The sequence below is a fragment of the Legionella beliardensis genome, from assembly GCF_900452395.1.
Lineage (GTDB): Bacteria > Pseudomonadota > Gammaproteobacteria > Legionellales > Legionellaceae > Legionella_C > Legionella_C beliardensis.
In genome coordinates this window covers 219,639-241,323 of the sequence record NZ_UGNV01000001.1, presented here as the reverse complement: position 1 = coordinate 241,323, position 21,685 = coordinate 219,639, and the positions used below count along the sequence as shown (strand labels likewise).

Here is a 21,685-nt window from a genome sequence, read left to right as displayed (position 1 = left end):
TAGTGCAAAAGGTCTATATGTTTCTTTAAACCTGGGGAAATTATGGTTGATATTGCGGTTATTATAAATAATAAAGCTAAAAACGCACATCAACTTGAAAAATACTTACAAGGCTTCACCCAGCATAAGCTTGATTATCAACTTTATAAAACAACCCCTAAAAATTTAGAGCAGACCATAAAACAATGCCGCGCAAACCATCCTATCTTATTAGTTGGCGGTGGTGACGGTACCATTCGCAGCGCTGCACAATGGTGTGCTCACACATCAACGCTGCTTGGTGTCTTACCGTTAGGGACGATGAATCATTTTGCTAAAGAAGTGGGCCTGCCTCTTACAGTTGATGACTTAATAGAAGCAATAAAAAAAAGAACAACTACCCTTATTGATTTAGCAGAAGTCAATGGTAATGTTTTTATTAATAATTCCTCTATCGGATTTTATCCAAAACTTGCTCAGAAACGCGATTACTATACAAAATTTTATAATAAATGGCTAAGCTACATTCCAAGCTTTATTCAAGCCTTGTTTTATCATCGCTCATACTCTCTCTTAGTTAAATCTAAGGAATTTAATCTCTTGCTTAAAACGTCTTTTTTTATGATTAGTAATAATCCTTATTCTTATGAATTTCCATTGAAGTTTACGCGAGAAAGTTTTAAAGAGGGATTGTTAGGAATTTACTATTTTAAACATGGCAGACTGCGCTTTTTTGAAATTTTACGTGCATTGTTTACTAAAAAACATAATTTTGATATTAAACAAGCCTCCTGTCCTATTGAATTGACTATTCATCATAAAGAAAAAATAATCATTTCCTTAGACGGTGATACGATGACTGTACAAACGCCCTTACATTATAAAAGCTTACCTAAATCTCTTCTTTTACTGACAAATAACCATGAAAATAATTCACATCTCTGATTTACATTTTGGTATGCATTATCCCCATATTTTAACTGCTTTTTTGGAAGAAATAAGCACGCTTAAACCTGATGCCTTTATTATCTCAGGTGATTTAACTCAGCGCGCTAAAACGCATCAGTATGAAGAATTAAAAAAATTTCTCGAGCAATTACCAGGTACAACGTTCATCGTACCAGGCAATCATGATATCCCACTTCATAATCCCCTTGCCCGCTTACTTTATCCATTTAGAAACTACAAGCATTATGTTACCAGTGATATGCCTGTTACGTTTACCAATTCAGAAATACGGGTCTTAGGTATAAATAGTGTTAATCCTTACCAAATAAAAGATGGCGAATTATCGCATAAGACATTAGAAGTGATTACGCGATATTTTGATACACAAGATAACAAATTAAATATCTTATTTTTCCATCATAATTTTGATTATTTGGAAGGTTTGCATAAGCCCTTACAAAATGATCAGGAATTCTTAAAGTATCTTAAGCAAAGTACCGTGCACATCGTTTGCACAGGACATCTGCATTACGCGCACTTAGGGCTAATTGAAAAAGACAACCAGGATTCTTGCCTTGTTCTGCACGCAGGTTCCCTAATGTGTATGCGCAGTAAAGATGGCTTAAATAGCTATTATATTATTGAAAATGATGGGCTAGCTTGCCGTATTCATTGGCGTGTATTTTGTGACAAGCAATTTCTGACCCGCTCAATTCATACTATCGATTTTACTAAGAAGCGTGCTCTGTTAGAAAGCCTTATGCAGCCTGCGCCTGAAGCATCTTAAGCTTATAACAGCTTACTGCTTCTAAATAATTCTTTATTGTAAAATTTATTTGACTATAGAATTATTCTATGTTTACTATAAAAGATGCTCTAGAAATGACTAAACTGATTTATTTCAATGACTTAATCAAAGGTATCACTCTAAATTAAATATAAAAATAACGGGGGTAGATGTAACGTGTTTTTAAGAACTTTAATGGAAAGAACGGGATTAACTTCTCCTAAAATTATTCTACTTATGGGTGGCCCTGGCAGTGGTAAAGGTGTGTTGGCTGCAAATTTATCGAAGGTAAAACATTTCTCTATTGGGGAAGCACTGCGCGAAATCATTAATAACCCTAAACATCCCCAAGCTGAATCATTTAAGCAACGTATTGCACAAGGGAAATTACTCAGTGATCACGAGGTCATGGGCGTAATGAATCAATCTGATGCCTTAAAACAATCCAAGCCTGTCTTGCTTGATGGCTTTCCAAGGACGCTATCACAGTGGAATCTTTTTAGAAATCGTTATGGCTCGCCGGCAGCAGTAATTGATTTAGATGTTTCCAAAGAAGTGATGCAAACTCGCTTGTTAGGCCGGGGACGCAAAGATGACCAAGCAAGTGTTATTCAATATAGAATTGCAGATTACTTTAATAACACTCGACCCATGGCTAGAAAAATTTTATCAGAAACGAAAAAAGACAATAAATTAAGTATTGATGCTTCCAATTTGCACCCTGACGAAATAGCCGATATTGCAAAACAATTCCTTGAAAATAAAAATTTGTATCCTAAACAAGAAATTACAGAAGAGTTTAGCGCAAGCGCATCTGCCTCCTTTAAATTTTAATAGATTAGTATCTTAAAGATACTAATCTGCTTCAGGGTAAATAACGGAATTTTTATGGCTACCCTGCCATATCTCTTCTTCAGTTAACGTGGTTTCAATAAGCTCAATGGGCATTCCGCACTCAACAATCATTGCTACTTTAAATCCTAAAAAAGGCTCATAAGGGCTAAGTATCACTTCCTTGTTTTTAATAGCCTCTTCAAGATTATCAACCTTGAAAGCAACATGTGGCTTTGATTTTACTAAAGGATGTAGTGGTGAATCCTCTTCAAAGCGATGATATTGAATACGGTATTCGCTATTTTGCCCACCACTTGTATACATTTTAAAAGTTGAACTGTATTTTTCATTAGGTTTAATTTCAGTTGTTGGAATACCTATGTGATGAAAAGCATAGGTTATAGTACGTATAGTAGTCATTTATAATTCCTCTTGTTGCTTAGTAATTATTATAATATCTAGTCATAAAAGTTGTAAATTGACTATTTTTCTGCCTATTATGAACTAATAGTTCATAATAAAAAGAACAATATGCATTTTTATAATCACTCACAAATCAAATGTTTTTTAAAAGCAGTTGAATTAGGAAGTTTTTCACTGGCCGCACAAGCGCTTCATTTAACGCCAACAGCCATTAGCAAGCAAATAAAAAACCTTGAGCAAAATATAGGTGAGCAACTATTCCAACGTACAACCAGGCAAGTTAGGCTTACAGAGTTTGGCCTCTTATTTTATCAGCACTGCAAGCCTATCGAAGAGGAAATCGCCTCTCTTAATCATTTTATTGAATCTAGCCGAGACGTACCGCAAGGCGAATTAAAAATTTTGGTTTCTACCATCACCTCCAAAGCTTGGGTACTTAAACACTTACAAGCGTTTATGGCTACCTACCCTAAACTCTACTTAGAAATTATTTTTTCAGAAGAAGATGCCGATTTAGCACGCGAAGATATAGATATTATGGTGGGCTTCCCAACCATTCCACCAGCAACTGAACATCTTAAATACCGCAAAATGCTTACTACTCATAATATTCTTTGCGCGTCAAAAGAGTTTGTTGCACAATATGGTAAGCCAGAAACTGCAGAACAGTTACCCCAGTATAAAATTATTTCTCACACCCTACGAAGGCCTGCTTACTTTCTACCTCTAGCCGATGGCAATCAATTGCCTTGCGCTAAACCTATTTTATATATGAATAACTTTGATGCACTTAACCAAGCATGTTTAGCAGGTATTGGACTCTTTTTAACAGGTGATATATTAGTTAAGCAATGGCTTAACCGAGGCGATTTAATTCAAGTGCTGCCCCAATATAAATTCAGACAATATGACATTTTTATATTTTATCGAGCTTATGACTATGAGCTGCCTAAAATAAGAGTATTTCTTGACTTTTTTACTAAAAATAATTTAAAAATATTGCCATAATTTATGTCAATTCAATATAGCGACCGTCTAGGTTTTTTTAGGCACTCGTAAAGTATCTATAACCATTCATAGCACGCCCTCTCCCCAACCCTCTGCCCGCGAAAAAACATTATTCTATTAATCAAATTCCTTGCGCGGGAGAGGGGGTTGATTGGGGTGAATTTAAAATTAGGTGTATCGATTAAAGGTAGGCGGCTGCAAAAACTCTAAAGATATTACCCATGTGAATTCGATATAAACGCTATAAGAGTATTTTTGTCACTGCCTGAAAGAGAAATGTTTATAGAAATTTGCAAAGTATCCATAACCATTCACAACACGCCCTCTCCCCAACCCTCTGCCCGCGAAAAAGTATTATTCTATTCATCAAATTCCTTGCGCGAGAGAGGGGGTTGATTGGGGTGAGTTTAAAATTAGGAGCATCAATTAAAAGTTGGTGGCAAAAACTCTAAAGAAATTATCCATGTGAATTCGATATAAACGCTATAAGAGGGCCTGTGTCAAAATCACGTTAGATAACCTTAAACTATACTCCTAATTTTCAGCTTGCCTCGATTAACCCCCTCTCCCGCGCAAGACACTTGATAGCTTGGATCAGGTCTATTCGCGGGCAGAGGGTTGGGGAGAGGGCGTGTTACAAATGGTTATAGGTAACCCGATACTTAAGGCCTTTACATTTCAAGTACTAATTAAACCTAGGTACTAACGTTTCTTCTTCTACTGGAATGGGTGTTTTAGCAAGCACCATTTCAATGGCTGCTTTACTTAATTTTTCTCGAATATAACTTTTTATTTCCGGTGTTAAATGAGTAATATTTTTATAAAGACCCTGGCAAGCTTCATCTCCCTTATTAGAGGCCATACAAACAGCATTTAGTTCGCGCAATTGTTGACACATATAATTAATCGTCTCATTTTCATACTCACCTGAAAAACACTTGCTAAGTTCGCATTCTAGTTGATTGGCTGTAGCATAAGTAGCATAAACTAATAGCGTATTAAATACTTCTAATTGATTAGAGCGTTCTTGCATGTCTGGGGTATCATTTAATACCTCTCCAGTTTCGTGAATAAAGTCTTCTTTCTGTCGCACATAATGCTTTATCATTTCATCAAGTTGTTTCACGAGTGCCTCCTAATTGCTTGGTTACTAGCCCGATTGATTTAGTACTTGTAAACTGCTAATGATATATTGCCTTCTTGTAACTTATCCATCGCGTTAGTAAGTATTTTTGCTATAAGCACATCTGAATTTTCATAAATAAGGCATTGCTTTTTAACTTCTTTCAAGCTGCCGTATTTGCCATACAATAGCATCATCTTTAGTAACTCTTTTTCGTTACTTTTTTCAGTAAGTTTTTCTTTAATATATTCTGCGTTATGAATAACCATCCCGTCATTACTAACTATTAAACAAGGATTATTCTGATCATCATGGAGCACAATTTTAAATCCATGCTTTAGTACGCTAAATAATGACTCAATTTGAAAGCCTGGTTTTTGTAAGTTAGACATAAAAAGACTGTTATCATTTTTTGCACTAACATTTAGACGTTTTTTGTTAAAAAATGAGGTTAAACGTAATAAAGCGCCCTTTTCATGATGAATGGTTAAGGTTTTTTCATGGTGGGTATCAATGGTCGCTATTAAGGGCGGCACCTCGCCGCGTGGAATATTAGTATTGTAAAATGCAATCTTAGTATTAGGTGGGCAAGAAGCAATTAAATCCACGCTTGCTGCTTTATGCATCTGAATTAAACTGGTTGTGTTTACATAGCGCCCCCTATCAGCTGAGCTGCTGTCTTCGCGCATAGCTCTATCATAGGAGCGTTTAACCACTTCAGCCATATCATCTAAGCAAGCACAAACAATAATGGAATTATTATTCGTTTCTATTAACGCACGATGCGCAGGCTTATAGGTAACACCATCAACAATAATATTAGGTCGCTTATCCTTAAGTGAGCATAATCTGTCTTCAACTAACTCGCTGATTAAATAAGCACTATCTTGGGTGCGAATAAAAACTTGCTCGGTGTCTTGTTGCTCAAAAATATCTGTTGCTGGTAGATAAATACCGCGGTAATCATCAGTAGCTAAAGAAATATAATCGCTACGCTCTTGCTGCTGAATGTATTGATTAGAAATTGTACTTTTACCACTTGCTGCCGGGCCTAAAAAAACATAGTCTTTATTACTACCAATAGGATATTGGCTTTTGTTCTCTAATTTGCCTTTAGTAAATAAATCTAAATAGTTATCAAGAAACTCTTTTATAATTGTATTAATTAACTGTTTACGAACTTTATTTTTTTCTATGATAAGACAAGATTGAAATTTAACATCATAATCAAATGTATCTTCTGTGAGAGCTGAATAAAGTGAACTCATGCGCTGCTTAGCTTTCGCCACACAATTTTCGTGAATACCAGTGCCTGCAAGGGGAGCTACGCTTAGTGACATAGTTTGCCAATGATTCATCAATTTCTTGGTAAACCGAGAAAATAAAATATCAAACCACAGCTGTTTAGCAGTCTCGTTCACTTGTTCCGTGTCTATGCGATAATCCGTAATTAACCTTGCCGCAATATTTAAAAAAAGTGCTGTTTGCCACCTAGGAACTAACACATCAGTTAGCCATTTTTCTTGAGCTACCTGTGCATGATTTAACTGCTCATCAATTAGCCCTTCCATAAAATTAGGTTGTAAAATACGGTTATGTGTTTCTTGTAAACGCCTCTCTTCTAGCGTCCAATCTGTATAACTTTTAAGAGTAAGAATATGCCGCATATTATAATGGCGATAAGCTTGCTCTCTTGCTTCTTTAAATTTAATACTTGGTAAATTAAACGGCTTACTAGGAACAGAAAGCTTTACTCGTGTAGCCAATAAAGGCTCAGCTTTAACAACCGTCATAGGTAAATTTTCTGCGTGGTAACGACATAGTGCTTGCCGGTGATAAGCTTGAATATCATGGCTTAAATAATGGGTTAATTGTAATTTCAATTCTTCTCTAAGAAGAGCATGAGAAGGTATAATTTGACCTATTTCATCGGTTAAATAACTATATTCCATGTTATTACTTTGAATACTACAAACTTGAACAGCTTTATCTTTAACTAATGCCTCTATGAGTGAAATAAGGTCTAAGCGCCACGTAGTTGTTGCGCTAGTATAATGAATAACACCTGCGCCCCTATTAAAAATTAGATTGTTAATAAACGCCTCAAAATTACCCCTTATTTTTGGAAATACCTCATTAGGTGCTTGCAGCGGAGTGGTATTATAGAATTCTTGCAACTGCTTTATATGATTGATTAACTTCTCAAGTTTACTATCAATTTCACTATTTCTTTCATAGACACTTTTTTCTAGATTAAAGAATATTATGCTATGCATAATATCTTTCATTAAAACGCTTACTTCATTAATTTCATTAGCAATATAAGCAGTCATCCCTCGCTGATTCTTCGCGTGCTCTGCCATCGCTTTTAATTGTTGTTCATAGCGATCACAACTATCCTCAATAAGGTGATTAATAAAACAAGGCAAATTATCAGCTAACCAATGATTAAGAATAAATTTATTTTCCTCGCTAACAATAAAATCGCTAGCGGGTAAGTTAGCCCAAAGCAAACCACTATTAGCCTGCTCCGTAAGAAATGCTTGCGCTTTGTCTCTTAAAGACGCGGTATGACGAAATACTAATTGGCTAGTATGACCTCTAGCTGCGGTAATAGTAAGAATATGAGGTAAATATGGCTTTAGCTCCGCTTTCGTTGTCTGGCTAGTCAGGCGACAATTTAGCTCCTCCTCATTCGAACTGATAAAACCACTTACCCGCAGACCAGAAGGATTTAAGGTCGTGTAGTATAAATCGCCTTGGATGATTTCTACATACAGGGTGCCTTTTTTTAAAGGTGTATGATTAAAATTACCTAATACAATATCAGTACTAATCGCTTGAAAAAAATCCAACAACGACTCAGGAGTTAACACCGTTGGCGCGGCAACTTGCGTATTGCTCTCTCGCTTATCATTAAACGCATCAGCTAAATACGTTGTAAAAGCACTTAAAAATTTTTCATACAAGGGATTTGATGCAAGCACACTGATAAATTGCTCGTAATCATCTTCATTTTTAATTTTTGAAAAATTAGGGAAGTTTTTAGCAAGCTTTTTCTGCTCTGATACAAACGCTACAAACACATCATGTAATCTCTTAGTATCATTAATGCCAGCATGTTGTAAGACAGATAGCGTTAATTGAGTTTCCTTACCACCACTTAGCCTTAAAGCAAATTTTTCTAAAAACACATGATAACTAGACTCGCTATAGAGCTTATTTAATAAGTGCTGTAAAATTAAATTACGGTATTTGGGTAAGGTTATTTCATCGATGACTTTATCAGCAATAGCAATGCTCTTTTTCTTAAAATCCGACAAAAGTACCGTAGCGATATGCATCGCTTCAGGCTTATTACCGCCTAAATATTGATAAAGATCATGAGCAATTAATAATTCAAGCTTCTGCCACAAAGACCGCGTATCTTGATAACGAGAGACTTTATTATTCTTTATAAAAATTTTCATGGCCAACCTAACCCACTTAATTTGGTCCACTTTAACAAATTAAAATTAAGAGAACATGAAGATTTATTGATTAATTTAAATGGGTAAATTACCAGTAAAATAGCCTATAACCGCATTGACTAAGGCAAATCGTTATCTATTTTCCAAATTTTAAATAATTACTTACTTCATAAGTGAGTTTTTTAAGAAATAAAAATTTAATAACTTTCTAATTTTTAACTCATTTATAGCCATCTATCTAACAGTAATTAGCTCAAATAAATCGCATAATGTTGACTTAATGTATACCCATTATAATAGATATAGAGACAGGAGATTTCTTTCTAGTTTAATTCGATGACTTCTAGATTGTTAATAATGGAATGAATGTAGATTAACTTAAGATGTTAAAGGTAATGATATGAAACAGCCATTTGAAATAGAAGCTCCTCAAATTAATGCTCAAACATTCGTAGATTATCTTAGGAAGGGAGAATATTATCAAGCTATTAACTTCTATAGTTTTACGCTCGCTAAATATATAGCTCTACCTGCTAAGATTATAAAAGGTAGAGAGCTTAGTAGCGATATAATGCAGCAGGCGCTTATCTATGAATTATGTCAAACTGATCTTAATCGAGATGACATAGCAGCACTTGATTTTATGGATAAATGTTTTGTTTATTATGGACTGATGGGAGAAAGAGCACTTGGTACGGCTATATTTAGTGCGTCAGCATCGGCCGCTGTACACCTTAAAGAAGCAGCAAAAAGCGCAGGACGAAATGATGAGTTAGCTGCTATTAGTAAAGAGATTACTCATATTGATGATGTTGATGCTATTAGTGGAGAGATTAGTCATATTGACAATGATGATGTGCCTAAAAATCCTTATTTATCCTTTAATCTCTTTACAAAAGAAATGTATGACCTAGTACCTCCTCCACAAGTGGATGTAGGTGACTATAAAAGTGAAGTATTAATTAGAACACTTCCTGCCCATTTAATGGATTTGGATGAAATTACTTTTAACAGTGTTGTAGGGGATTTGAAAAAATTAGAACAAGCAGAAAATGAAGATTTAGAAAAAGCCAATATAGAAAAAAGGGTATCTTTTTCTGAGCTTATAGATTTTGCAATAAATAAAAGAGCCGAAAGAGCAGCGCAAACTAGAACTAAGATAGTAGAAATAGCTACTCCGATCCTCTTGGGTGTAGGAGGCGCAGCTATTGGCGCAGGTGTTGGTAGCCTGATATTTCCTGTTGTTGGTACCGCTATTGGCGCTGTACTTGGGGGAGCTATTGTTGGTGGCGGAGGTGCGGCATTAGGCTTATCGGTCGTAGGTCTAGTCGAACTGTTTAAGAAAAATCCTGCCAGAGGTACAACTTTAACTACTGCAGGTGGCATAGGAGTAGGTGCTGCTGTAGGCGCCCTCTTAGGTACACTTGTGTTTCCTGGTATCGGTACAGGCATTGGCGCTGCTATTGGTGCAGGCGTTGGCGCAGCAGTGAGTTTTACTGGCCTGGGTCTATATCATTTATGGCAAAAGCATCGTATTACAGGCACCGCCTTAACCACAGCAGGTAGTGCAGGCTTAGGCGCAGGTGTTGGTGCCCTCTTAGGTACAGTTGCATTTCCTGGCATCGGCACAGGCATTGGTGCTGCCATTGGTGCAGGCATTGGTGCTTCAATTGGCTGCACGGGTACAGGTATTTATAATGCAGTAACCAAACGCCCTCTTATCGGAACAGGGCTCATTGGAATAGGTACAGCCGGCATAGGTGCAGGAATAGGTGCAGCCATAGGTACGGCTTTCTTTCCAGGGCCTGGTACTGCTATTGGTGCTGCAATTGGTGCGGCTATTCCGCTTGCTGCCGCCAGTATTGCGGTTGGAGTACAGTTGTTTAAAACTTGGCGAGCTAATAGAAAAGCAGACGCACCGGCTGTAATTAGGCCCGTAAATAATGAAATATACGAAGATCCAGCTGATGGACATAAGGGCCCCAGACCTGATTCTACAAACAAAGTAGGTGCAGAGGCTGGAGTCGGTACTAATCCAATTCTTATTCAGTCTAAACCTGAATCTCCAGCCCTATTAGTTGGAAAACTTGGAGTTACACATGCCAGCAGTTATCCAGCTCCTACCCTAAACCAAGCGGCTACAGAAGTTAAAGGAGTAGTAGGCTCTGCTCCTACTCGAAGGCTGGAACCCTATGATAAATCGGCTCCACGTTCTATTCCTAGCAGGCCTAATACGCAGTATGATTATGGTGAATCTACAAGCTATAGTGATGACCGTTCGGATGAAGAAAGTAATCCAGACTATTCTAGAAGTTATGGTAGCAGTAGCAATAGTTAAGAGCTAAAGCCTTAACAGCATAAAGCAATATTAAATTAAAGGTTCGTATTAAAGATACGAGCCTTTTTCTTTAACAAAGATTTTGTTAATTGCTTTAATCAAAATATCCCACAAAAACATAAAACCATATTGAGTTAATACAGCCCATCAAGACAAAAAACAAAGCAGTCTATACTTTTAAATATAAATAGCGTTTAAAAGTGAGGTTGTTATGAAACAGGAGTTAATTAACAAGCTTAAAAAGATTAATCCCGTTGATGAAAATGGTGTACCTAAGAATAAAGGAAATTGTCAATGGAGCGCTATAGAAGGGGCTCGCGTTTTGTTAGAAGGGGTTGAGCCTACCGAAATTCCTAATGTTGAGCCAAACGCGACAGATCCTACCAACCAAGTCCATGATAACCATAACAGTGATTATATAACATCTAAAGATTCTGGCGAATTATTTGAAAAAATAAAGGAATTAAAAGAAGGTGAACTGCTGCTTGTTAGTTTAGAATGCGATGACATAGACCATGCCTATCTTATTTATAAAGACGATGACGGCGCTCATCTTGTTGATCCAGACAGGCAAATTTTCGTTAAATTGACTCAACCTAAAGATTTTCTGCAACGCGTCAAAGGCTGGGATGACATTGAAACGCTTAATTATTTAAACGGTAAAACGAATTCTATTTCTTCTAGTTTTAAAGACAAAGTGAAGGCTGATGTCTGTTTTTTAAATAAAGCAGCTGTAGAATTTAATCCATTACCTAAATATGGCAGTGAGGAGCCTACCTCTCGTTATCAATCGACTATGTAAATCAAGCGCCAAAAAACTTTACTCGCTAAAGACAAAGCTTTACTGGAAAAGGCTAAGGTAATTATGCAAAAATATTAACCCTCTGATTTATATTAAATCTGTAAGTATTTATCAGTTTAATTAAACAATCAAATTCAAAATTAATGGTTATAGAAAGAGATAAGCTTGCAACAAAAATACCTACAACATATTTTAGTTAAAAAAGACACTGCAATTTACGGTGGATTATTTCTAATCAGCCTTGCTATTTTATTAATTGAAATTACTTTAACTAAAATCTTCTCAGTCATCCTTTGGTATCATTTTTCTTTTTTTGTTGTTTCATTGGCTATGTTTGGGCTTGGTTTTGGAGGATTAGTTGTTTATCTTCTAACAGACCAATTTCAATTACAGGTAAGAAAAAAATTACACCTCTTAAGTTTGCTGCTTGCTATAAGCATCATTGTTAATCTGTTTAATGTGATTTCTTATGAGCTCCCCTCCCTATTCAATGCCCAGCAGCTCCTGTATTTTTTGATGTTATACACTACCTGTACTGCGCCCTTTGTTTTATGCGGTATGATTGTTTCGATTCTTTTTTTAAATAAACCTGAACACTCTTATGCAATTTATGGGGCTGATCTGTTAGGGGCCGCGGTCGGTTGCATTGCCTGTATTGTATTAATTACTTATCTGTCAGCGCCACAAGTGATATTAATTGCGAGCTTACTTTGTATGTTAGCCGCTATTTTATTTGATTTTCCTAAAATTCATTTGTATGCCTGGTTACTCCTAATAGGCTTAATATTATTTATTCCTTTTGCTAATTCTGTTTTTAAAGTGACTAAGGCAAAAATCTATTCCGAATTAATATGGAAGCCCATTTATGAAAAATGGTCACCTTTATCGCGTATTACCGTTTTGCCCAAAATATTAGCCCGCAATACGAAAGTCGGTGAACCTTTCACTTGGGGAATAAGTAGCACTTATAAAACACAAGGGTATTATAAACAGCTCTGGATAGAACAAGATGCGCATGCGGGTTCGCCTATTGTACCGTTTGATGGCGATTATAATAAAGTTGATTATTTAAAATATGATATTACCGCCTTTCCTTATTATTTACGCAAGAATGCGAGGGTATTTATTTTAGGCGTTGGCGGTGGCCGCGACGTATTGACTGCGCTCTTGTTTAATAGCAAAGCAATAACCGGTGTTGATATTCATCCGGTCATTATTAACCTGGTTAAAAATATCTTTGCGGATTTTGCTGGACATATTTACAGTCATCCTAAAGTAACTATCGCTGTAGCTGAGGGTCGAAGCTTTCTTGAAAAGAGTAATAAACAGTATGACATTATTCAAATTCCGTTAATCGATAGTTGGGCTGCCACTGTGTCAGGCGCCTTTGCTATGAGTGAAAACAGCCTATACACCAAAGAAGCTTTTGCAGTCTATTTAAACCATTTAAATCCGTCTGGCTTACTTAGTATCACCCGTTTTTACTTTAAGCCTGAGAATGAAACCTTAAAAATAGCGATTCTTGCGCGTGTGGCGCTTGAAGCGCTAGGCATTCATGAGCCAGATAAACACATCGTTATTTTAAAAAGTAAGCCTATTGAAAATGCAGCGATTGCTACAACACTGATAAAACGCACGCCTTTTTTACCAAATGAGTTAGCACAAATTACGAGTCTTGCGCAAAAATTAGCGTTTGATATTGTCTATATGCCCTCTCATATTGGTAATGAGACATTGTTTCAAAATGCATTGACAACAAACGATCTTAGCGCTTTTTTAAATAGTTACTATTATGATGTTCGCCCAACAACCGATGATCGACCGTTTTTCTTTCAAATGCTTTATACCAACCATATGTTTGATTTATTTAAAACCAAGTTATCTGGTCAGGTATTTAATTTTTATAGCCTTCCTATCTTTTATTTTCTATTTATTATTTCTGCTTTTCTTGTCTTATTTTTCTTTATTTTTCCTTTAATTTTTAGCAAAAAAATTGGCAAATTATCCTTATGTTGGGGACTTTACTTCACCCTACTCGGCCTTGGTTTTATGTTGATTGAAATACCCGTAATTCAATTAGGGGCACTGTATTTAGAGGGCACCACGTATGGGTTATCGGTGGCTTTATTTTGCCTGTTGTTTTTTGGTGGTATTGGATGCATTCTTGCTAACCAACTAAAACCGAGTCAACTGCGTAAGATGCTACAAATCGTTTTATTGGTTATTTTTAGTATCACTTTATTTCTTCCAGTTTATTTTCATCAGTTAATGCAAGTTACCTTTAGTTTAGCTTGGGGCGTTAAATTATTATTATTTACTGGTATATTACTGCCTCTTGCCACGTGCATGGGGTTGGCGCTACCAACTGGGCTTAAAATAATAAAACAACAGACAAGTGACATGGTGACAGCAATTCCTTGGTATTGGGCATTAAATGGTGGGGCTTCAGTGTTAGGTTCCATTATTGCGATGGCCAGTTCCATGCAATTTGGCTATTCCTTTACCCTTTACTCAGCAGCATTTGTTTATTTGGCAGCGTTTGTTATTTTTTTATTACTGCCTGCACTGCGACATACGAAGGCTTGATTTAGTATTCATACTCTTTTGCCCTAAGTAGATACTGTCTTTAAATCAAGCAATATTTCATTAAAAGGCTAGTTATTTCTACGGGTAGTATCTACGTTTATTGTCATCTCCGCGTAGGCGGAGATCCATGCCTGATATTAGCATCATGCCATTACCAAGCTAGATTCCCGCCTACACGAGAATGACAATATTCGGCGTTATTCATATTGCGAGGCTTAGCAAGTAATAAGTAGCTTGGGTGAACAAAGTGAAACCCGGGTTTCGGTCCTACGGACCTGCACCCAGGCTACATTACTTACATTAGTCGAAATACCGTGGCTTGACCACGGTATCCATACTCATTTGCGCATCATTGCATGCTGCGGTCAAACCGCGATTATTTGTTTTTCTTTAATTTATTTCATTTTTGGCCATGCGTTTTCTTAATTAATAATCTAATCCTTGCGTCCGGTCAACGAATGATATAACCTGCACATTTTTATAACATATTTTTCTTATGAAAAGTCCAAAATTAACGCTGCAGCAATCAGAAAGCAAGTATGGTGGTTTTTATCGTTTAGTTAAACCTAAAAAAACATTCATAAAACAGCTTGGCCAATTTGCTTTGGACGTGCTTAAACTGCCTTATACGTTGTATCAGCTCATTATGGGCCGCCTGCTTAGTAATTTAGTGATTAATCCGCTTTTTCGCAAAGAAGAAAAAAATGATTCACTGCTCCTGCAAAACCCTAAACGCCCTGACCCCTTGTTCACGCCTTTAGATGAGATGAATGTTATTAATGTTTTACCAAAGAAAAATATTCTTCTTAGAGAATTGTTAAATTGGAAAAATTATTTAGTCAATCATACAACAACAATAAAAATTATCTTTTGGCTATTAAGCTGGATTACTCATTTCTTTCCTAAATTTAAAGCCGAACAGTATATCGATCACTACCTTGATAAGTTGGTAAATTATGTTGAATTGAAAGTTCAGGGAGAGGGTAAAACATTTAAACCTGAGCAAATACACTTTCGTGGGCTTGAGCAACTTAGTGAGGCACAGCAAGAGCATCTTTATCAAAAATTAGAAGACCGTATAGGCTATGATTTTCGCCAAAACAGAAATCATATTTATTTTTATAAGTTACAAACACCTGATAATGCGGTGCTTGATTCAGTAGAAGTCCGCAGCCAACACGCAATTCATCAGGATATAACCAATCGCCACTTCATTGTTGCAGCCATGCCACGAAGTAATAATTTTGTTGATTGGATTAAACACTATCAAATCTATGCTAAACAATTGGATGTTACCATTATTGCCTTTAATTATCGCGGCATTGGCTTAAGTAAAGGCATAGTAAAAAGCGAAAACGATCTTTATGATGATGCGTATGCGCAAGTACAACGTTTACTGCAACTAGGCGCACAGCCTAAAAATATAGCAGTTATGGGCGAATGTTTAGGTGGGAATGTAGCAGCACATACTGCTGGAAAATTACATCAAGAAGGCGACCCGGTTAAATTATACCCGGCACGCTCATTCCGCTCGCTAACATCTATCATTAGTGGTCGCAGCCGCCCTACTAAGACTGATCACCCATTAAACCCACTGACGTGGTTAAAGTGGGTAAGATTCGCAATGGTACAATGCATTCTTAATCCTATTATTATTTCTAGCGGCTGGTCATTGAATGTTGATAAACAGTTTTTAGCGGTTCCTCCTCACGATAGAGACTTTATTGTAGTACGCTCTAAGAAAGACAATGAAGGTAATCATTTTGCTGATGATAAAATGGTACCTTATGAACAAGCCTCACTTTATTCATTAGTTAAAGAAAAAAGACAAGCCATCATGGCTAAACAAAAATGTGGGGAGGAAATATCGCCCGAAGAAGAGGAATGGCTTGAAAACCTTAAACATCACAAGTTTTACGTGTCAGAAAATCTTCATGATAATGCCTCTAACGCCAACGGGCATACTGTTCATCCGCGCCTGCTAGTACCAACTTATCAATCTTGCGCAGATGCTAATTCCCTAGATGGCCGCCAATATACAATTAATTTTTTTAAACGCGTCTGGCCTACCCAAGAAGAACCAGAAGAAGAGCAATTAGCGCTTAATATGAATTAATAATTAGTTCATAACGTACTCAGGCATTAGCACGCAAATAATACAATACGGTAGGATAATAGCAAAAGGTGATTTTAATAAACGTTGCTAAAATTTACTGAAACCTTTTCTTATATTTTCTTAATAAAAAATTTATGTTACTTTTAACTTTTAAAAGGGACTTAAATTTATGAATCGAAAAGCTTTACTAACCTTAAATGGAATAGGTTTAATCGCTTTCCCTCTCGCTTTAAATGCAGCGGCCTATCAAATATTTCCTTATTTAGCTTATGAAAATCCTGCAACCTTAAACTTAGTACAAAAAGCAGAGATCATAGGCGGCGTACTCATTCCTACTGTTAAATTCCATTTCTCAGGAACGAATGGGGACCGCGCAGGCACCGCTAACAGCAAAGAGACCGATTATCTGCCCTATGGCCGTGGCGCTTTGCGCTTAAATGAGCAGTGGGTTGCAAGTTTTGATATTACACGCCCCATGTATGCTGATATTCGTTACCCTTTGAATTCCGTGGTCAATAACTTAGTCACGAATACGGTAATACTTGATACCGATTTTAGCCCTAAAATTAGTTATGAAATAAAAAAGGGACTGGCGGTAGGAGTTGGTTTTAATGCAAATTATCTTTATGACGCGGAATTATCATTTTCTGCTCCGCCTTATGGCCAAGTAGCCAATAAGGCAAGTAACTGGGCCTATGGTTGGAATGCAGGCATATCCTATGCACTCAGTAAAGTTACCATTTTAAATGCCAGTTATTACTCAAAAATAAATCATATTACGCCGGGCACTAGCGCCTGGGGGCCTTTTTTTAGTGCTGATTTTTCCAGTAATTTAATCTTACCTGCGACCTATACGTTAAACTTAATTCAAATTTTCCCGCCTAAGTGGGCCTTAAGTGGGATAGTCAGATTTCTTGAATGGAAGCCTTACAAAGAAATTTTCATGAAAAATCTAGCGACATCAAGAACGCTTATTTTTCCAGCTAATTATAATAATTCTTGGTCTGCCGCGGCCTTTGCTAACTATACATTAAATGATAAGTGGCAATTTAGAGGTGGCTTTCAGTACGAAAGCAGCCCGCAGTCAATTGCCTTTAGACCTGTAGGCTTACCTACCTATTCCAATCGGCTTATCCTTACTGGGATAGAATATGCATTTAAGAAAAACTGGAGCGCTCAATTATTATATGGCTATGGCTTTACTAACCCGCCTATTAATACAAGGGGCAGTAATGGGCCTGTTCGTGGACGCATTAATATTGACGCTAATATTGTGGATTTAAGTCTAAAATGGAAAGTTTAGCTAATAGCTTATAAAGATATATTTCTAGCTAAGACGACACCTGCTACCTTAGGCTACTGCAAAGAATAAATTTAATCTAAGGCCTGATCAACCCTTAGGCATTAGGGCGTGTCTGCCCATTATACTTTGGCTACAATTGCAGACACGTTTTAATTCATTTTCCCTGAACTATTACTTTTTATTTTCTGGAACAAAACAATTTTTGACGTTCTTATTTTGTAACGCCTGAACAGCCGCATAGCTATTTAAAAAATAATATTTTTTTAATAAATTTTCCATTGTGTTCCTTGGTTAATTATATTATCTTAGGTTGGTGATGCAGGTATTCTCCAAATATAACATTACAATCTTGATGATACTTTTGCGTAAATAAAATATGAGTATGCCAGACAATATCCGCTAGAGGCTCTGGCTGCAGAATACAATCAATATTATTGAAACGATTTTTTAATGCCTGTTTTAAGAAAGCTCGGTAGGCATCAATGGCCATGTTTATTGCATCTTCTGGCCACTCATAACCGCCATCTTGGTTAGTCATTGCTAATTTTGTTTTAACAACGTCTAGATTTAAGTCATCCACTTTATTGTATGAATAATCTAAATTCATTTTCATTCTAGTTTTATAAAATGAAATTTATCTTACCTAACTCATATTTATTTCACAATAGTCAAGCTAAAAAAGCGCTTGGCAGAGGTAACTAGTTACTAAAATGTACCAATAAGACTTGCAGCAAAATGGCTTCCGCCATAATGACCATAATATTCGGTGTGATTGGTAGTGGTCCACTGAAAAGAAATATTATAATTTTTAAAATTTTTACTAAGCCCAAGCGTATAATCGTTATAACTTAAATCAGCGATTTTTGGTAAATGATAATGGCCTATTAAAGCGAGTAACGTGATACCCTCAAAATCAAATAAAAACCGTGAAGGAATAGTATAATTAATGCCGCCGTTGTAATAATAACCTATCTTATGAACATTATAGACATTATTTGAAAAACCTAAATTGGTCTGTAAAAACTTATAATTAATGACTGCAATCCATTCCGTATAATTAAATTCGCTTGCTGAGGGATAGAAGCTTTTATAGTAACTAATGTCATAATTAAAATCGTCATTCACTTCTTGATAAAAACCGATAAATGGATCAATTTCCATATTAATATCAGTCTCAGCAAATTTTGCATTTGAACCCCAGACAGTTAAATAAAGGCCAATAGGAAAAGTGTAGGTAAACTCAACCTGGATAGCAGGTAAACTTTCAGTTTGGGTAATGCCTCGAAACACATAATTAGATAATAAAGCTGCACTTCCACTAGCTTTACTAACGATAAATTCAACTGGGCCTTGTTCTTCTTTTTTGTCATTTTTAGGATTTACAATGGGTGCTTTAGTCGAAGGATGCACCATTTTCTCAGCGTCATCGTTTGAAGCGCCTAAGCATAGAGAAGAACCACTACAAAGAACAAAAGTTATCCAACAAAAACCAACTAATTTCCATATCACTGCTTACAATCCAGTAAAAATTCCTTAGGCGACAGGAGCATAAAAACGTTAGGCTAACTTTGTCAAGCTCTTTTTAAGTAATTTAAGTTAGCGATATTATTTATATTTTACTCCTATGCGCCCTTTCTGGTATCTTAATTGGCAACGTTAAAGTCAACGTAGTACCCTGGCCTATGCCAGCGCTGTAAGCAGTCAAAGTAGCACCAATTTCTTGCGCTAAAATGGAGCTACTATGTAGACCCATTCCCTTTCCATCAGGTTTAGTAGTAAATCGAAATAGAAAAATAGAAATAAGGTTTTTAGGATCAATGCCAATGCCATTATCAATGACTTTAATAAGCACTTGATTGTCTTTGCTTTCAATTTTAAATTCAATGAAGCGTAACGCCTGCTCTCTTTGGGTTAGCGCTTCAATGGCATTAGCTACTAAATTATGCAAGATGCTCAAGATTTTAAACCGATCTTGATAGGCTAAGGGAACTTTGGAAAAATTTCTCTTAATGGTTATATTAAATTTTTGTAGTTCATTGGTATGGTTTTTTATTACTTCGTCAATCAGTTCTGCAATATTAATAACTTCAACAATAGAAACTGCGTTATGTTGAGAGTGCTTAATGACTAAAATAATTTCATCAATACTAATATTCATAGTCCGTAATTGCTCAATTATTTTAACACGTTCGGTAGGCCAAAGATTAGCCAATCCTACAATATAAATAGGAAGTTTTTTACCCTTTTGATCTTCGGTCAGAAATGAGGGTAAATCATGCTCATGTTCTTGTAAAAGTGCGCCTATTTTTTCTAAATTATTAAGCTTAGATTTACTTAATTCATCTTGTAATAGGGTCAAGGTCACTAAAATAGTATTAAGCATATTGCCAATATTATGCAAAAGCATGGTAGAGACTTCTGCTCTCCCTGCTTCGCGCGACAGCATGACTAATTTTTGATTTAAATTCATTAACTCTTGCTCATGCTTTTTTCGCTCGGTGATATCTCGTAATATGTAGATTGTATTCTTATCATGACGGCTAGCTTTTAATTCAATTGGCATGGACTTATCTTTATAACTAACGATCAATTCCTTAGCTTCTTCAAAAAATGATTCAGACATTTTTCCTAATTTTTCTTTACCATGTTTATCAATGATTTTTAACTGTAAAACATCATCAATTTTTTGATTACGCATATCATCTAAAGAACAATGAAAGGTAAGTTCTGCAGCATTATTAATTAGCTTAATAGTTGATTGACTATCTGTGATAATAATAGGTTCTGGTGCATTCGCAATGATATGCCTATTTTCTGCTTCTAATTTTTGCAATTCTTTATTAATTTTACCAATCGTTAAGATCCTTTCTTCTAACGCATGATGAGACGCTTCAATGACTTTTAATAAGGCATTTACTTGATTGCTCATTGAATTTAATTCATCATGCCCAGAAATATTGATTCGCTGGGAGTAATTTTTAAGCTCTGAAATGGTCGTAATTTGTTTATTAAATTCTTCAATACGCTTAATAATAATTGTATAAATGATTAATCCTAAGGTACTTAATACAATGATACTTATAATGAATAAAAGGAGCAGAAAAAAGTTAATGGATTCTAAGCTATATTGATAAATATCACGCTGCATAATAAATTTAATAACAGCGATAGGTTTTTGCTCTATATCTCTTAATAAGAGTGAGACACGAATTTCCTTATTGATAATAACACTTTCATTTCTTTCTAATAAATCAGCAGGTAAGGATGAGTTATAATTTAGATAATTTATTGTCAAAGGTAGCTTTAAACTATCTGAAAAATCTTTCAGATAACTTCCTGTTAACGAGCGCATTAATATTAAATAACCAATACCTAACCCACTATGATCGCTGGGCTTAATGGTTGATACAGCGACAAATTGCAGCTGATTATTAAACAAAGCATAACCACCTTTCGTATCTGTGTATTTTTTTTGGTTAAATAAAATGCTTCCAGGGTAAAAATAACGCTGTAACTCGGTTGTAGAGAAGGGCTTTGCCGCTTTATATTGCTCATCAACAGCTTTACTATAAACAACCCTTATTTGGTTATTTACTATAATAAAAGCAGCCCATTTATTATTCTCAAAGGTATCGTCCAGCAGATTCGATTGAATGTATCTTGAATTTTTAGTTAATGCAAAATTATAAGTATCATCCCAATTGCCCCAATCTAAGGCAGTGACCTTAAGGCGTAAAATTTCATTTTGAAAAATACTTCTTACTCGATCAATATTTTTATCAATTGACGCTCTTTCTATTTGTAGAACGCTCTGTAATAGCACTTGCCGGGAAATGAAATAACATGCCGTTCCTAAAAACAGCAAAATTAATCCTAATATTAGGCCAATTTTAGGCCTTAAATTATAGATGTTTAAAGGAAATTTCTTCATCCTTATACATTAATATTGTCCCTTTAATTAACTATAA

General features: G+C 35.8%; 15 protein-coding genes. 9 read left to right on the top strand and 6 right to left on the bottom strand.

Annotated features, from left to right (window positions below; all coding sequences use genetic code 11):
- The first annotated feature begins 42 nt into the window (after window positions 1-42).
- The 3 genes from DYE47_RS01030 to DYE47_RS01020 all read left to right on the top strand — a co-directional run bounded on the left by DYE47_RS01030 (window position 43) and on the right by DYE47_RS01020 (window position 2,548).
- Complete coding sequence (locus DYE47_RS01030) at window positions 43-924, top strand: diacylglycerol/lipid kinase family protein (protein WP_115301495.1); 882 nt, start codon at window positions 43-45, stop codon at window positions 922-924.
- Window positions 902-1,714: a metallophosphoesterase family protein gene (locus DYE47_RS01025; protein WP_115301494.1), complete on the top strand. Its 813-nt coding sequence runs from the start codon at window positions 902-904 to the stop codon at window positions 1,712-1,714. Before DYE47_RS01030 ends, DYE47_RS01025 begins: the two co-directional genes overlap by 23 nt.
- A gap of 195 nt (window positions 1,715-1,909) precedes the next feature.
- Window positions 1,910-2,548 carry a nucleoside monophosphate kinase gene (locus DYE47_RS01020; RefSeq protein WP_115301493.1) on the top strand — a complete coding sequence of 213 codons (639 nt, stop codon included), beginning with the start codon at window positions 1,910-1,912 and terminating at the stop codon, window positions 2,546-2,548.
- 21 nt (window positions 2,549-2,569) lie between these two features.
- On the opposite strand, the gene DYE47_RS01015 is transcribed toward DYE47_RS01020, so the two are convergent.
- Complete coding sequence (locus tag DYE47_RS01015) at window positions 2,570-2,968, bottom strand: VOC family protein (protein ID WP_115301492.1); 399 nt, start codon at window positions 2,966-2,968, stop codon at window positions 2,570-2,572.
- A 111-nt stretch (window positions 2,969-3,079) separates the two neighbouring features.
- Between DYE47_RS01015 and DYE47_RS01010 the strand changes: the two genes are divergently transcribed.
- On the top strand, window positions 3,080-3,979 hold the full coding sequence (locus tag DYE47_RS01010) for a LysR family transcriptional regulator (RefSeq protein WP_115301491.1): 900 nt from the start codon (window positions 3,080-3,082) through the stop codon (window positions 3,977-3,979).
- A 685-nt stretch (window positions 3,980-4,664) separates the two neighbouring features.
- On the opposite strand, the gene DYE47_RS01005 is transcribed toward DYE47_RS01010, so the two are convergent.
- Complete coding sequence (locus DYE47_RS01005; protein WP_115301490.1) at window positions 4,665-5,105, bottom strand: hypothetical protein; 441 nt, start codon at window positions 5,103-5,105, stop codon at window positions 4,665-4,667.
- A 38-nt stretch (window positions 5,106-5,143) separates the two neighbouring features.
- A complete protein-coding gene (locus tag DYE47_RS01000; protein WP_115301489.1) occupies window positions 5,144-8,572 on the bottom strand; it encodes a zeta toxin family protein in 3,429 nt (1,142 codons plus the stop codon).
- A 400-nt stretch (window positions 8,573-8,972) separates the two neighbouring features.
- Here DYE47_RS01000 and DYE47_RS00995 point away from each other — a divergent pair, with 400 nt between their 5' ends.
- The 5 genes from DYE47_RS00995 to DYE47_RS00970 all read left to right on the top strand — a co-directional run bounded on the left by DYE47_RS00995 (window position 8,973) and on the right by DYE47_RS00970 (window position 17,717).
- On the top strand, window positions 8,973-10,910 hold the full coding sequence (locus tag DYE47_RS00995; protein WP_115301488.1) for a hypothetical protein: 1,938 nt from the start codon (window positions 8,973-8,975) through the stop codon (window positions 10,908-10,910).
- A gap of 211 nt (window positions 10,911-11,121) precedes the next feature.
- Window positions 11,122-11,712, top strand: a complete 591-nt coding sequence (locus DYE47_RS00990; RefSeq protein WP_115301487.1) for a hypothetical protein — start codon at window positions 11,122-11,124, stop codon at window positions 11,710-11,712.
- A gap of 165 nt (window positions 11,713-11,877) precedes the next feature.
- Window positions 11,878-14,298 (top strand): spermine/spermidine synthase domain-containing protein, encoded by a 2,421-nt coding sequence (locus tag DYE47_RS00985; RefSeq protein WP_115301486.1) that lies wholly within the window; start codon window positions 11,878-11,880, stop codon window positions 14,296-14,298.
- Window positions 14,299-14,794: 496 nt separating this feature from the next.
- Complete coding sequence (locus DYE47_RS00975; RefSeq protein ID WP_115301485.1) at window positions 14,795-16,414, top strand: alpha/beta hydrolase fold domain-containing protein; 1,620 nt, start codon at window positions 14,795-14,797, stop codon at window positions 16,412-16,414.
- Window positions 16,415-16,583: 169 nt separating this feature from the next.
- Window positions 16,584-17,717, top strand: a complete 1,134-nt coding sequence (locus DYE47_RS00970) for an OmpP1/FadL family transporter (protein ID WP_115301484.1) — start codon at window positions 16,584-16,586, stop codon at window positions 17,715-17,717.
- A 295-nt stretch (window positions 17,718-18,012) separates the two neighbouring features.
- Here the strand turns inward: DYE47_RS00970 and DYE47_RS00965 are convergent, their stop codons facing one another.
- The 3 genes from DYE47_RS00965 to DYE47_RS00955 all read right to left on the bottom strand — a co-directional run bounded on the left by DYE47_RS00965 (window position 18,013) and on the right by DYE47_RS00955 (window position 21,648).
- The gene (locus DYE47_RS00965) at window positions 18,013-18,330 is read right to left on the bottom strand and encodes a glycine-rich domain-containing protein (RefSeq protein WP_115301483.1); all 318 of its coding nucleotides are present in this window, start codon (window positions 18,328-18,330) and stop codon (window positions 18,013-18,015) included.
- A 92-nt stretch (window positions 18,331-18,422) separates the two neighbouring features.
- Window positions 18,423-19,226: a TorF family putative porin gene (locus tag DYE47_RS00960; protein ID WP_131750082.1), complete on the bottom strand. Its 804-nt coding sequence runs from the start codon at window positions 19,224-19,226 to the stop codon at window positions 18,423-18,425.
- Window positions 19,227-19,326: 100 nt separating this feature from the next.
- Window positions 19,327-21,648, bottom strand: a complete 2,322-nt coding sequence (locus DYE47_RS00955) for a CHASE4 domain-containing protein (protein WP_115301481.1) — start codon at window positions 21,646-21,648, stop codon at window positions 19,327-19,329.
- Window positions 21,649-21,685 lie beyond the last annotated feature (37 nt).